The sequence below is a fragment of the Solibacillus sp. genome, assembly GCF_040273735.1.
Lineage (GTDB): Bacteria > Bacillota > Bacilli > Bacillales_A > Planococcaceae > Solibacillus.
On record NZ_JBELZM010000017.1, the window covers coordinates 50,926 to 64,617 of the forward strand.

16 protein-coding genes are annotated in these 13,692 nt (G+C 36.9%); 11 read left to right on the forward strand and 5 right to left on the reverse strand.

The annotated features are described in order from the left end of the window. From ABS917_RS15480 to ABS917_RS15505, 6 genes are all read left to right on the forward strand, one after another. A complete protein-coding gene (locus ABS917_RS15480; protein WP_350479845.1) occupies positions 1–768 on the forward strand; it encodes a hypothetical protein in 768 nt (255 codons plus the stop codon). A gap of 22 nt (positions 769–790) precedes the next feature. After that, complete coding sequence (locus tag ABS917_RS15485) at positions 791–1,372, forward strand: GNAT family N-acetyltransferase (RefSeq protein WP_350479846.1); 582 nt, start codon at positions 791–793, stop codon at positions 1,370–1,372. 190 nt (positions 1,373–1,562) lie between these two features. Continuing rightward, the gene (locus ABS917_RS15490) at positions 1,563–2,633 is read left to right on the forward strand and encodes a 3'-5' exonuclease (RefSeq protein WP_350479847.1); all 1,071 of its coding nucleotides are present in this window, start codon (positions 1,563–1,565) and stop codon (positions 2,631–2,633) included. A 103-nt stretch (positions 2,634–2,736) separates the two neighbouring features. Beyond that, on the forward strand, positions 2,737–3,573 hold the full coding sequence (coaW, locus tag ABS917_RS15495; RefSeq protein WP_350479848.1) for a type II pantothenate kinase: 837 nt from the start codon (positions 2,737–2,739) through the stop codon (positions 3,571–3,573). A 138-nt stretch (positions 3,574–3,711) separates the two neighbouring features. Continuing rightward, positions 3,712–4,110, forward strand: coding sequence for a MarR family winged helix-turn-helix transcriptional regulator (locus ABS917_RS15500; RefSeq protein WP_350479849.1), 399 nt, complete (start codon positions 3,712–3,714; stop codon positions 4,108–4,110). 5 nt (positions 4,111–4,115) lie between these two features. Continuing rightward, complete coding sequence (locus tag ABS917_RS15505; RefSeq protein WP_350479850.1) at positions 4,116–5,306, forward strand: MFS transporter; 1,191 nt, start codon at positions 4,116–4,118, stop codon at positions 5,304–5,306. A gap of 154 nt (positions 5,307–5,460) precedes the next feature. Here the strand turns inward: ABS917_RS15505 and ABS917_RS15510 are convergent, their stop codons facing one another. Continuing rightward, a complete protein-coding gene (locus tag ABS917_RS15510) occupies positions 5,461–5,850 on the reverse strand; it encodes a reverse transcriptase-like protein (RefSeq protein ID WP_350479851.1) in 390 nt (129 codons plus the stop codon). Positions 5,851–5,961: 111 nt separating this feature from the next. Between ABS917_RS15510 and ABS917_RS15515 the strand changes: the two genes are divergently transcribed. After that, positions 5,962–6,153: a zinc-finger domain-containing protein gene (locus ABS917_RS15515; RefSeq protein ID WP_008404740.1), complete on the forward strand. Its 192-nt coding sequence runs from the start codon at positions 5,962–5,964 to the stop codon at positions 6,151–6,153. Positions 6,154–6,464: 311 nt separating this feature from the next. Here the strand turns inward: ABS917_RS15515 and ABS917_RS15520 are convergent, their stop codons facing one another. Both ABS917_RS15520 and ABS917_RS15525 read right to left on the reverse strand, forming a co-directional pair. Further along, positions 6,465–7,460, reverse strand: coding sequence for a YecA family protein (locus tag ABS917_RS15520; RefSeq protein WP_350479852.1), 996 nt, complete (start codon positions 7,458–7,460; stop codon positions 6,465–6,467). A gap of 234 nt (positions 7,461–7,694) precedes the next feature. Then, positions 7,695–8,594, reverse strand: coding sequence for a DMT family transporter (locus ABS917_RS15525; protein ID WP_350479853.1), 900 nt, complete (start codon positions 8,592–8,594; stop codon positions 7,695–7,697). A gap of 226 nt (positions 8,595–8,820) precedes the next feature. Here ABS917_RS15525 and ABS917_RS15530 point away from each other — a divergent pair, with 226 nt between their 5' ends. From ABS917_RS15530 to ABS917_RS15540, 3 genes are all read left to right on the forward strand, one after another. Next, positions 8,821–9,693 (forward strand): LysR family transcriptional regulator, encoded by an 873-nt coding sequence (locus ABS917_RS15530; protein ID WP_350479854.1) that lies wholly within the window; start codon positions 8,821–8,823, stop codon positions 9,691–9,693. A gap of 14 nt (positions 9,694–9,707) precedes the next feature. Beyond that, positions 9,708–10,370: a phosphopantothenoylcysteine decarboxylase domain-containing protein gene (locus ABS917_RS15535; RefSeq protein WP_350479855.1), complete on the forward strand. Its 663-nt coding sequence runs from the start codon at positions 9,708–9,710 to the stop codon at positions 10,368–10,370. 88 nt (positions 10,371–10,458) lie between these two features. Next, positions 10,459–11,265, forward strand: a complete 807-nt coding sequence (locus tag ABS917_RS15540; RefSeq protein WP_350479856.1) for a VOC family protein — start codon at positions 10,459–10,461, stop codon at positions 11,263–11,265. A gap of 43 nt (positions 11,266–11,308) precedes the next feature. Here the strand turns inward: ABS917_RS15540 and ABS917_RS15545 are convergent, their stop codons facing one another. Further along, entirely contained in the window at positions 11,309–11,509 is a 201-nt protein-coding gene (locus tag ABS917_RS15545; protein WP_340800858.1) for a cold-shock protein, read from the reverse strand. Positions 11,510–11,700: 191 nt separating this feature from the next. On the opposite strand from ABS917_RS15545, the gene ABS917_RS15550 reads away from it, so the two are divergent. Beyond that, positions 11,701–13,380 carry a formate--tetrahydrofolate ligase gene (locus ABS917_RS15550; protein ID WP_350479857.1) on the forward strand — a complete coding sequence of 560 codons (1,680 nt, stop codon included), beginning with the start codon at positions 11,701–11,703 and terminating at the stop codon, positions 13,378–13,380. A 149-nt stretch (positions 13,381–13,529) separates the two neighbouring features. On the opposite strand, the gene ABS917_RS15555 is transcribed toward ABS917_RS15550, so the two are convergent. Beyond that, on the reverse strand, positions 13,530–13,682 hold the full coding sequence (locus tag ABS917_RS15555) for a hypothetical protein (RefSeq protein ID WP_176142076.1): 153 nt from the start codon (positions 13,680–13,682) through the stop codon (positions 13,530–13,532). Positions 13,683–13,692: the final 10 nt, after the last annotated feature.

Sequence of the window (13,692 nt, forward strand, 5' to 3'; positions counted from 1 at the left end):
ATGTACACAATAAATGAAAGAGAAGATTATTTTCAATATACGATAACTAAGGTTCAAGCGTTAGAAGGTGTAGAGGGAATTATCCAATTGGGTTCTGGGACAATTGGTTATATTGATCAGTATTCCGATATCGATTTAATGATAGCAACAACAGAACAGGTAGATATTGCAAAACATTTAATCAAGGCTGAGCTGCAAAGAATGGGTGCCTTATATATAAAAGAAGGAAAGTTTAGTGATGATGTTTTTTTGCTTATACCTTTCTTTGAAAATGGTTTGGAAATGAATATATCTGTATTGCCTATCACTCACTTGAATGTAAAATCATCTTTATGGAAACTCATATTTGATCGGAATGGTGAAGTTCAGTCAAAAATGCTTGAAGAAAATGAAAACTTCCTTCAGCAAGATCAGCCATATATAAAAAAGTTCGATATAACGTTCGAATTCGCCTATCATTTAAGAAAGCTGCGTATTGAAATTCGACGTGGGAATTTAATATTTGCGATGAAAATGCTAGAAATATTGCGGGATTTTACGTTAACAATTCAAGTATTAAATGAACAAAAAAAGCTTCATCAATTTAAAGCCTATCATACATTAGAGAACGATTTTATCGCTCAATTAATGAGTAGTTACCCGACAACAATAGACTCTCCAGGTATTGAGCAAGCTGCGTATAGAGTTACAGAACTATTTAAAAGTTCAGTAAAGAAAAATGCAATGTTTGATTATGACGAACGACTATTTATAATTGCTGAAATATGATTTAGTGAAAAGGGAGAATTATATGGAAGAAATACTATTAGAAAATGAAATCATCAAATTAAGACCAGTCCAATTAAGTGATATCGAAGCAATCACAGACGCCGCGAATGATGAGGGGATTTGGGAGCATATGTCGGTAACGTTGCTTTCAAAAGAAGCGGTGCAAAACTATATCGAAAATGCGATTAAAGAGCGTGAAAAAGGTATTTCGTATATGTTTGCGATCATCGATAAAAAAACAGATAAAATTGTAGGCTGTACATCTTTTCTTGATATTTCATTTCCCCATAAACGGCTGGAGATAGGGGCGACTTGGTATAATCCGAGTGTTTGGCGTTCTGCGATTAATACAAATTGCAAGTTTCTAATGTTCCAATATTGTTTTGAAGTACTTAAATTAAATCGTATTCAAATTAAAACAGGGCACGAAAACGACCGTTCACAAAAAGCCATTGAACGTATTGGCGCAGTGAAAGAAGGAGTTTTGCGTAATCATATGATTCGAAAAGAAGGAACAATTCGTCATACTGTTATGTATAGTGTCATTTCGGAAGATTGGGAAAAACTTAAAGCCAAGTTCATGGATCGTTTATTAAAATATTGAAAATTTGCAGGTAAATTAATGGCATTGATAATATTTATAAGAAATTCACATTTTTTCAAGTCTTTTAACACGAATTGTATGGAATTAACGAACATTATCGTGTCATATCCCATATTTTCATATACAATGAGAGAGGTTAATCTTTAATGGGAATATCTTATCCTGTTAAATTTAGATAGATTCGGTGTAGGTGAAAAATTTGGGACGAACGAAAACATATATAAGTATAGATATAGAAGCCGCCCTTATACGCGGTAAGCAGTATATTATTGAAATTGGTGCGGTTAAATGGTTACCGGATGGTACGACAGAAACGTTTACTCAGCTTATTCAGCCATATAAATTCAAAAAGCTGAATGCTCATATTCAAAAGCTTACAGGTATCACTACAGATCAACTTGTTGATGCCCCATCTTTTAAAGAAGCGTTTAATAAATTTAAACGCTGGTGTAAGCAGGATTATATATTTTTGACATTTGGTGAATTTGACCGGAAAGTGTTAGAAGAAGAGCTATCGCGCAATTACATAAAAAATGATTGCTTATATCCAATGATCGATTTTCAGCAAAAATATATGATTGCCAATGGTTTAAAAGAGCAGCCTTCACTAGGAGGGTTAATGGCGCAGCTTGGACTGGAAAACGAAACACAGCACCGTGCATTAGCCGATGCGGCAAGTCTGCTCTCAATCTTTGTGAAAGTTGATGGAGATAAGCTAATTGAACAGCAGCAAACGAATAATTTTATTTTATTACTGACAAATTTCCGGATGCTGGAAACAACATATGAACTCGTCATTTCTACAACAAATTGCAAAATCGAGGATAATCGGATAACGGTTGAATCAATGAATATTTTCCGTGATGAGCTTCCTTTTACTGTTCAAATGATTGAACGTCTAGGGGAGGACGGGGAAAAAACGACATTGGAAAAAATCTCGATTGAACCGAATGCGCAGGCGAAGCAGTTCTTGCAGCAAATTTCCGAGAATATGAACGGTAAAATTTTAATTTCACGAACGGCCTTACGTTCAATATCAAAAATATTGAAATTACATCAAGTAACTTTACCGAAAACTGAAGTAATGACATTAGTAAATTTATTGAAAAAAGAAGAGATTGTTGCAAAATTTAATTTGGATGATGAACCTACCAATACATATGAGGCAAGAGTTCTGCGTTTGCTTAATAAGTATGAGTATATGTTTGTTGCAGAGTTTTATAAACGGGCATTAATCGAGAAAAATATAATACAAGTATAATAAATTCTCCAATTTTAGGAGAATTTTTTCTTTAATGCCGACTCCTATTACGTTATGATAGGGGGGTACGAAACACTCGTGGGTTAATAAAGGAGATTAATTTATGTCAGCATGGATTGGAATTGATACAGGGGGTACGTTAACAAAGCTTGCCTATTTGGATGAACATCAGGAGCTTAAATTAACGGTCTTTCCATCTAACGAAATGCATTTAGTAAAAGAATGGTTGGAAAATCATCCTCAAGTTGAAGAAATCGGCTTAACTGGAGGGCGAACAGAGCAATTGCTGGACGTCTTAAAGACAATGATGTCGATTGAATATATTGTTGAATTTGAAGCAACTTTAAAAGGTGTGCGCTATTTGCTGGAGAAGGAAGGCCACGCAATTGATAAAAGTATTATTACAAATATCGGTACAGGTACATCAATTCACTATATGGATGGCTATACACATGCAAGGGTTGGCGGTACAGGTGTTGGTGGAGGTACTTTAATCGGACTTTCAACAATTATGACCGGAATTTCAGATTTTGACGAAATAAAAGCAAACGCTTTCAAAGGTAAGCGGGAAGGCATTGATTTGCTTGTAAAAGATATTTATCAAGGAATGGATACACCGATTGACGGCAATTTAACAGCAAGTAATTTCGGGAAGGTCGGCATTACCGATCAACGTAATTTTGAACAAAATAATGTACTGGCAACAACACAAGGGTTAATCGGAGAAGTAATTTCCACTTTAAGTATCCAGCTTGCCGTACAATATGAGACTGAGCATATCGTTTATATTGGATCCACCCTGATCGACAATGAACAGCTAGTAAAGGTAATTGAACATTATACTATATTAAAAAAACATAAACCTATTTTCTTGAAGGATTGCGGATTTTCCGGTGCGATTGGTGCATTGTTAAATATTCGTGAGCACAGTAGAAAATAAAGGACGGCATTTAGGCTAGCAACATAGTTTAAATGCTTCTTTTTTGCCGTTTTTATCTCAATTACTTTACATAGAATTTTAAGAGGCGTAAAATAGTGAAAGTAAATTATTTAGTTAGGTAAATAAGGAGTGATTGCGATGAATCCGTTATTTCATATACTTTTTCAGCAAAATCGTTATTTAGTAAAACAGTTAAATGATGTTTTAAAACAGCATGGACTATTCAGCTCACAATGGACGGTTCTTTTTTTATTGCATCAAAACGGACCGATGACACTTACAGCAATATGGAAATACTTAGATGTAGAAGCGCCGACTGTTACGCGAACTGTTACTCGTCTGGAGACACTTGGTTGGGTGGAAAGGGTTCAAGGAGCGGATAAACGCGAAAAAATGATTGATTTAACGACCAAAGCAATGGAACAATTTCCTTATATTGAAGAATCCGTCGTTTCGTTCGAGCGAAAATTGACTGAGAATCTATCTGAGGAAGAACAGGCGCTCCTTATTCAATTACTAAAAAAGATGGAAGGTTAGAATATATGGAGCTTCAAGAACAAACAAATAAAATTTTCACAAAACGATTTATTAGTCTATTCTTTACGAATATGTCGATATTTCTTGTGTTTTATGGATTAATCACAACATTGCCCTTATATGCAATCGGTGAATTAGGGAAATCGGATGACGAATCAGGACTGCTCGTAACCGTATTTTTAATATCGGCGATTATCGTCCGTCCTTTCAGTGGAAAACTGTTAGATCTTTTTGGCAAGAAGCGTTTGCTGATTATAAGTCTTATACTTTACTTTGCGTGCACGGTATTATATTTATTTTTTAAACCATTTCTTCTTTTACTGGCGCTTCGCTTTTTCCAGGGCATATGGTTTAGTATTGCAACGACAGCATCAGGCTCTTTAGCAGCCGATATTGTTCCGAAAAGACGTAAGGGAGCAGGGTTGGGCTATTTTGCAATGTCCACAAATTTAGCCGTTGTATTCGGTCCTTTTATTGGGCTTATCATTATCCAATATTCAGGTTTTGATGCGTTATTTATCGCCTTATCTGTATTTGTAGCAATAGGAAGTTTACTGGCATTAACAATTCAAACAAATGATTTGCCAAATCCAGTCATAGCAGACCGAAGCTTTAAATTTTCATTTAATGATTTATTTGAACGAAATGCATTGCCGCTTGCCGCAATTGCTAGCTTGATTGCATTTTCTTATGCAAGTGTTTTATCTTTCTTATCGCTTTATGCGGAACAGAAGGATTTACTGAGTGTTGCCAGCTATTTCTTTGCGGTATTCGCGGTGGCAATGATTTCGGTTCGACCATTCACAGGGAAAATCTACGATACAATGGGCGCAAAATTTGTTATTATTCCGTCGTTCTTTATTTTTGCATTAGGGCTGATTATTCTTGGTAATGCAGATCAGGAAATTCCTTTTCTATTATCGGCTATTTTTATCGGTGCAGGGTACGGCACGTTAACAACAAGTTTCCAGTCACTATGTATCCAGTCAACAACAATTCAGCGCAGCGGGTACGCTACTGCCACATATTTTACGCTGTTTGACATAGGGATTGCTATCGGATCGTATTTACTAGGGATGGTAGCGGTGAGTCTTGGCTATGAATATGTGTATTACATCGCGGCATTCATAATAGCTGTCGTATTTGCACTGTATATGCTGCTGCTCAATCGTCAAAAACATAAAATAGAACAATAAGAAAAACGATTCATCGTTCCTTAAGTGGGATAGATGGATCGTTTTTTGCCACAATTAGTTTTAGGAGTTTTCGGTTTGGAATGTTGATCGAATAGGGAATGTGAAAACAAATTATATTTACCTCTATTCCGGTTTTTTCAGTGAAGAGTAGTATCTAAGTATTTTTTAAAATCGCTTCACGAGCAAGAACATCCGCCGCTTTGTTTTCTTTATCGGGTATCCATTTTATGAAAAATAGTTCAAATTGTTCGATTAAAGCGAGTGCCTTCTCTAAATAAGGTTTGAATTCCTCGTTTTTCACATATGCTTTGTCGATTGAGCTTACGACAATTTTTGAATCAGAGCGCATAGAAACAAACGTTGAACCGATTTTCAGAGCTTCTTCCAAACCACGTAAAAGGGCAATAAATTCGGCCTGATGATTGTTTGTAATGCCGATTGGTTCACTGATTTTTACATGCTGTCCTTCACCTTTTATAAATATCCCAATCCCGCTAGGACCGGGATTGCCGGCACTGGCGCCATCTATATAGACTTCTAACATAATTTCGCTCCTTTTATGTTCTGTTCGTTTAAGTATAACAAATACATGTAAGTTGGAGAAAATAAAAAAATAGCGTACAATAGTAAAACAAATTATCGGGAGGTACATGACTTGAATAAAGTAGATGTTATGAAAGATATTGATGAATTAATGGATATGTACTGTGCTGATTGTCTAGTCATTCAGGACCTTCGCAAAGAACGCGGAAAACATGGTGCGCACCGTTTCTGCATCGAATCTTGTACAGTAGGGGAACAGCTTCAGTTTCTTGGTAAAGAAATAATGAAAGTTTCCGAAAAATAATAATTTTAGTACATTCATCTTACTATTGAATAATAATGTTTTTTTGATATAATAATTAAGTATTTCTTATTTACCTCGTATAAATCTCTGGTACAGATTTATTTTTTTCTAGGTAAATGACTTCAGCGGAGTGGTTACCGTTGAAAAGTTTCTTTATTTTTTAATCCTTTTTATTACTAAAAAGGGAGAGACAACTTGTAATTTGTAGCGCATAACTACTATATTACAAGTTGTTTTTTTGTTGACTTATTTAATTCATCGCAAATAAAAAAGCTACTTTCGACGTCTCGAAAGTAGCTCTTTTGCTTTTGTTAACTATTAACAAGTTGCTTTTCAGTATAGAAAGCATTTAATTCTTGATAATATTTATTTAAAGAGGACGGGGAAACACTGAAGCTTTCGCCGATTTCTTTTACAGTGAATTTTTGATCGAATAAATCATTATCCTGACCGAATCTTACTGCACCGGCAGCGATAGCACCAGCCTTACGTGCTGTAGGCTGTTTTTCAACTAAGTAATCTTCAATCATTGCTACGAAGCTCTCGTTATTGATTGCTTTTTCTGCCATAAATGCTTTTAACTGTTCCACGACTTCCTGCTCGAAAGGTGTAAACTCTTCTCCTTCATAGCCGTTTTCAACTAGGCCTTCCCATAATAATAAATGGTTTTCTTTTGTAAATTGCTCAACAGGTAGACGGCTTGCTTTGTAAGCTTCTGTAAACTGTTCAAAAGAAATCGCATGTTCTTTATGGAAGAAGATTAGTGTAGAGACAGCTAATACGTGGTTTTCCTTATTTGAACCATCCGGTAATAAAAAGGCGAACACACGCATTCCTAGAGGGATTGATTTGTGGCTTTCACGCTGAATATGATAGGTTGTGCCAGTTAATGCAGAGATAGCTGTAAAGTAATCATCTTTCACATCTTCGACAGTTCCGATGAAGAATATCGGCTGTTCCCATGATTTCAATAATCCGATCATAGATGGGCGAAGCGCTTTTTTAGCTGTTTTTGCTAAAAAGTTCTGCCAAATATCAGGTCGTTGATGGAAGAAATATTCGTCTAAAGCAACGGCTTCCACTAATTCCTTGTGTAATTTCTTTTCTAATTTCGGTGCCCAATTTCGAACCAATTCCATAAATTCACGGATATCTTTTCGTTCTGGGTAATTACTATAGAAAGTTTGTAATACGTTTTCAATTTCTTCCTGGAAAACGTTTTGTGAAGTTACCTGATTTTTTCCTTCACAACATTTTTTGTATTTTTTTCCACTACCGCATAGACATGGGTCATTTCGTCCAATCATTGTAACACTTCCTTTAATACAACTTTTAAATACTAATGTCGCAGTATTGCTACTAATAATAATAACGTCAGATTGTTATTATGAAAACTGATTATGTTTTTAGAACTATCAGAAAAATTGTTGCATTTTACATTATATTAAACTTTACATAAAAATAGAACAATAATAGAGTTAATTCTATCAATAATCTATAAAAAAAGAGACATTGCACGCTCGATGCGATGTCTCTTCCTATTATAACGTAGTTTCAGAGTGAGTAGGTGCTGGGATTTTTTTCATTGCTATAAATTGTTCAAGTTGAGCAACCGTATTCCCGATTAAAATAAATGCGCCACCAATCACTAGTTGTGCAGTTAATCCTTCCCCTAGGAAAAGCATAGCGAATATGGCAGCAAAAATAGGTTCAAGAGAAAAAATCAGCCCTGTATGTGTAGGAGAAGTGTATTGTTGTACAACAGCTTGTGCGATAAAGCAAAACGCGGTACAAATGATACCTAATCCAAGTACAGCAATCCAACTTGAAGAATTGGACGGGAACATCGGAGATTCGAACATTATTGTGAAAACTGCTCCAAACAAGCCGGCAATACCTAACTGGTATACACCATAGGAAATGGATTCAACGTTTTTAGTAAACCTACTATTTAAAATTAAATAGATTGAATAGCAAACTGCTGCAATCGCAACTAATAGATCACCAGTCTGGAACGTCATAGAGTCTTTCATTGTCAAAACGGTTATTCCGATCATTGTAGCAACAACGGCGAAGCTTACTGCCCGCGAAGGAAGCCGTTTTTCAATAAAGCTTGTCATAATCGGTACTAATACAACTGTTAAACTTAGTATAAAGCCTGCATTGCCTGCTGAAGTCGTTTTTAGACCTAACAGAGATAAGGCGAAAATCGTAAACAATAAGAAGCCTTGAATCGATGCATATAAAATCGTCTTAATATTCACACGCAACATCTTCGGTAAAAAGATTAGCCCTGCAATGATAAATGCGATTAAGCATCGAAGTGCTACAACATTAAAAGCTTCCAAACTTTCAAGTCCCATGACCATAAACGTATAGGATAGCCCCCAAAACATTGTAACAATCACCATTAAAATATTTGCTTTACCTTGTAAACTCAAAGATGTCACCACATTTCTAAAAAGTAAGTTTTAAATAATCAGTAAAAATATGTATTATAAGACAAATTTAACTATAACATTAATAGATTTAACATATCGTTACATCTGAAAATCCGATCTGTTATAAAACAGTATAAACAGGAAGTTGTGATTAGTAAAACGAATGTTTATAATGAATGATATGAAAATAATTCATGTTTAAAATTGATTAGTGGAGTGAATTATAATGAGCTTAGTCAAGTATGAAATTTTAAATAAAGTGGCGGAAGTACATAGTTTTACAAAAGCGGCCTCTGTTTTAGGCCTTACACAATCGGCTGTAAGTCATGCAGTTTCAAGTTTGGAAAAGGAATTTGGGTTTAATTTAATTCACCGTAACCGTACAGGAGTAACATTGACAGAAGACGGTACAAAAATGCTCTATGAAATGCGTAAAGTATTATTGGCGGAAGAACATCTGCAGCAGACTGCGTCGAATATTTTAGGGGTAAGCCAAGGGACAGTGCGAATCGGGCTAATATCGACAATTTCTACACATTGGATGCCGAATATCATTCATATTATGGATTCAGAGTATCCGGGCATTCGCATTGAATTGCGTGAAGGGGATTACTATGAAATTGAACAGTGGTTGTTGCAAGGAGAAGTCGATTGCGGATTTTTAAACCGGACAAGCTCCAAACAGTTCGAATTTATGCCGTTAAAACGGGATCCTCTGTTATGTATTGTGTCGTCGCAAAGTCCGCTATATGATAGAGCAGAGATCGATTTATTTGAAATTGAAGAAACGCCGATTATAATGCCTTCTTATAAAGGGACAAATGATGTGATGACAACATTTGAAAAATATGGTGTATTTCCGAATATACGTTTTGAACTTTATGACGAAAAGGCCATCGTATCAATGGTGGAACACAATCTTGGTATTAGCATACTGCCTGAAATGGCGATTTCGATGCTGCCGGATACTGTAAAAGCACTGCCTCTTGTACAGGAAAGTTACCGAATCCTAGGGCTGTCCACAAAGCAGAAGCTGTCACCGGCATCACAAAAATTTGTGGAAATATTAAAACATTGGCTGGAAAACGAAGAACAGTAAAAGGGGAAACAACTATGCTAACAGGGAAAAAAGTTTTAATAACGAGTGGCGGGACATTCGAGAAATGGGATAATGTTCGCGGCCATACGAATTTATCTAAAGGAACAATGGGTTGCTATTTAGCAGAAGCTGCACTTGAAAAAGGTGCGAACGTCATTTATATGCACGGTGTATTTACACAGCTGCCGGAACATCGAAACGAGATGCAGCTCATTAAATTTGAAGGAATCGAGGATCTAGGCGACAAGCTAAAAACAATTCTTGAGTCCGAGCAAATCGATTATGTCATTATGGCTGTGGCCGGCTCTGACTGGCTTATTGACAAAGTGTTTGATCAGCAAGGAAATGAACTGACTGAAAAAGGGAAGATGCCATCGGATGAACCTCCGATTATACATTTTAAAAAAGCGCCGAAACTATTGGCTCAAATAAAAAACTGGTCGCCGGAAACGACATTGATCGGCTTTAAACTGGAAGCGACAGAAGATGAATCGTTTTTATTGGAAAGAGCTTCTGCAAGAATGGAAACTGCAAAAACGGATTATATGGTTGCAAATAGTTCAAAATCCTTGTACGGTGCAATGGAGCCCCATTATATTATTCATAAATCCGGGGAGACCATTAAAGCCAACGGAAAATTGGCAGCTGCAACTGCATTAATTAATGTCATCTCTTAAATAATGAATGTTTGCTCATTTTTCAAATGCCTTTATATGTTATAATTTAGAATATTTAATCTATTTAACACTGAAATGAGGTTGAAGCATGTACCAGTTCGATCATCTAGTCCATTTTGTGCCATATCCAGAACAGACTTTGTTAAAACTCCAAGAAGAGGGTCTCCATGCTGTCCCGGGAGGAAGTCATGAGGCGTGGGGTACATATAATACACTTAGCTATTTTGATTTGGCTTATATTGAATTGATCGGAATTGAAAATGAGGAAAAGTTTCAGGAAGCAGCCAAAAAGAAGTATTCATTACATGCGAGCTATAAAGAAAATCGCCGACGTGACGGATTGACGCGTTTTGCGGTTCGTACAACGACAATTGAAGAAGATGCGATGTTATTCGCTAAAGCCGGTTTGGATGTAGTTGGACCGGAGCGTTTTTCCAGAAAACGAGAAGACGGCTCTGAAGTAAGCTGGCAGCTGCTTTATATCGGTCACCCGAAATCGAAAATTGAATTCCCTTTTTTCATTCAATGGGATGAAGCAGATACACTTCGACGTAAGGAACTAACGGACCGTGGTATCATAGCAAAACATCCGTTAGGGGATTTAACGCTCCAAGCTGTCCATTTTATTGTACCGAATTTTGATGCAGTGGAGCAAATAGCCCATCTATGTGGTGCGACCATTTTAAAAAAGGAAAATCAGGAAGAGAACGTAGAGTATTCGATAATTCTGCTCGATGAAGTAAAGCTTATTTTTGTCAAGCCAATCGGTGAAGGAGTCGCTTGGAATTATATGCTCGAACATGGTTATGGCATAAAAAAGGTCGTCATTTCAGGTGCGACGGAGCAAAAGCATTTTACAATTGATGGTGCACAATACGAAATAAACAATAAATAAAAAAAGGCTGTAAACGACTAAAACATTTCGTTTACAGCTTTGTCTATTTTTTTATAACATTCGCTGCCTGCGGACCCCGGATGCCATCGACTAAATCGAATTCAACCACTTGTCCCTCATCCAGTGAACGAAATCCTTCCTCTTGTATGCCAGTAAAGTGTACAAAAACATCTTCACCATTCGTTGATTCTATAAATCCATAACCTTTTTCATTATCAAACCATTTTACAGTGCCTTGGTGCATCCGCTTTCTCCTCCGATACTGTCAAAATCAATTGATGAAACATAAAGATTCCAGAATATTACGAATAAACTATATACTATACGTATGAGAACTGTCAATAATTTGTCGATTTATGCGCTTTTTTTTAATTATTAATTCTGACAAAACAAACTATAATAAGGTGACTACATATTTAGAAAGCAGGGCGAAGCATGACAACAACTACGAAAAAACCATTAACAGATATTGAAATAGCCAATCAAGCGACAATGAAGCCGATTTTGGAAATTGCTGAAAATGCTCACATTCCATTAGATGCAGTTGAACAATACGGTCGCTATAAAGCAAAAATTGATACAAGCAAAATTAGTGGTGAAGCAACGGCAAATGTAGTGCTTGTGACAGCGATTAGCCCTACACCAGCAGGTGAAGGAAAATCTACGGTAACAATAGGTTTGGCGGATGCATTGCACCAATTGGAAAAGCGAGTAATGGTCGCTTTACGAGAGCCTTCATTAGGACCTGTAATGGGAGTGAAAGGCGGCGCTACTGGCGGCGGATATGCGCAAGTATTACCCATGGAGCAAATCAATTTGCATTTCAATGGCGATTTCCATGCGATCACGACTGCAAACAATGCATTATCTGCATTGATTGATAATCATATCCATCAAGGAAATGCATTAAATATTGATCCGAGGCGAATTGTCTGGAAGCGTGTACTGGATTTAAATGACCGTGCACTGCGTCATGTAACAGTTGGTTTAGGTGGTCCGATGCAAGGTGTACCTCGTGAAGACGGATTCGATATTACAGTCGCTTCTGAAATTATGGCCATTTTCTGCTTAGCAACAGGCATGAAGGATTTGAAACAGCGTTTGGCACGTATTGTAATTGGTTATACGTATGATCGGAATCCGGTAACTGTTGCTGATTTACAAGTAGAAGGAGCACTCGCTCTTATTTTAAAGGAAGCGATGAACCCAAACCTGGTTCAAACAATTGAAGGCACACCGGCATTAATTCATGGCGGTCCGTTTGCCAATATTGCCCATGGATGCAACTCGATTACTGCAACTCAAACAGCTCGTAAACTTGCGGATATCGTTGTAACAGAAGCCGGATTCGGTTCTGATTTAGGTGCGGAGAAGTTTTTAAATATTAAAGCACGTGAAGCAGGATTTAAACCGAGTGCTGTCGTTATTGTCGCGACAATTCGCGCACTGAAAATGCATGGCGGTGTAGCAAAGGCTAATTTAGTGGAAGAAAATGTGGAAGCCTTAAAACAGGGGATTTCTAATTTAGCACAGCATGTAGCCAATGTTCGGAACTTTGGACTGGAGCCGGTAATTGCCTTGAATCGATTTATTACGGATACGGAACAGGAACTGAAAGCTGTTTTACAATGGGCGGAAGCTAATGAGGTTCGGATTGCCCGTACGAATGTTTGGGAAGAAGGCGGTAAGGGTGGTATTGAGCTTGCAGAAAAAGTTCTGGAAGTAATCGATCAGCCAAATACTTTCCATCATTTGTATGATCTTCAAGAAACAGTGGAACAGAAATTAACGAAGATTGTACAGCAAGTTTATGGTGGTTCAGGTGTACAATTAACGGATGCTGCGAAAAAACAGTTAGCAGTCATCGAAAAGAATGGTTGGGATACTTTACCGATTTGTATGGCGAAAACACAATATTCATTATCAGATCAACCTAGCTTAGTAGGCCGACCAACAGATTTCGTTGTGACAATTCGTGAAATTCTTCCGAAGTTAGGTGCGGGATTCCTCGTATGCTTAACAGGAGATATTATGACGATGCCAGGCTTGCCGAAACAGCCTGCAGCACTGAATATGGATGTGGCCGAAGACGGAAGTGCACTCGGATTATTTTAATAGGAAGAGTATATGAAGGCAGACTAATTTTACATCTGATAAAATAACGCCGGAGCGATTAATAAAAAGAAACGTATTCGTTTGATAACTCATTCGAATACGTTTTTTTTATTTTAATAGGAAACTCTTTTTATATTTACTGCCGTGCATTAAAACATGATTTGTAGAAGGTTAGTTGCAATCATAAAAGTTGCACTTAGTCCGTATGCAACCGATCCAATTAAAATTGGTGAAATAACAATTAGACCCTTGCGTTGGCTATCGTTCATGTTTGGCGCTACAGCTTGCATCATTCTTTGCATAAATAACACT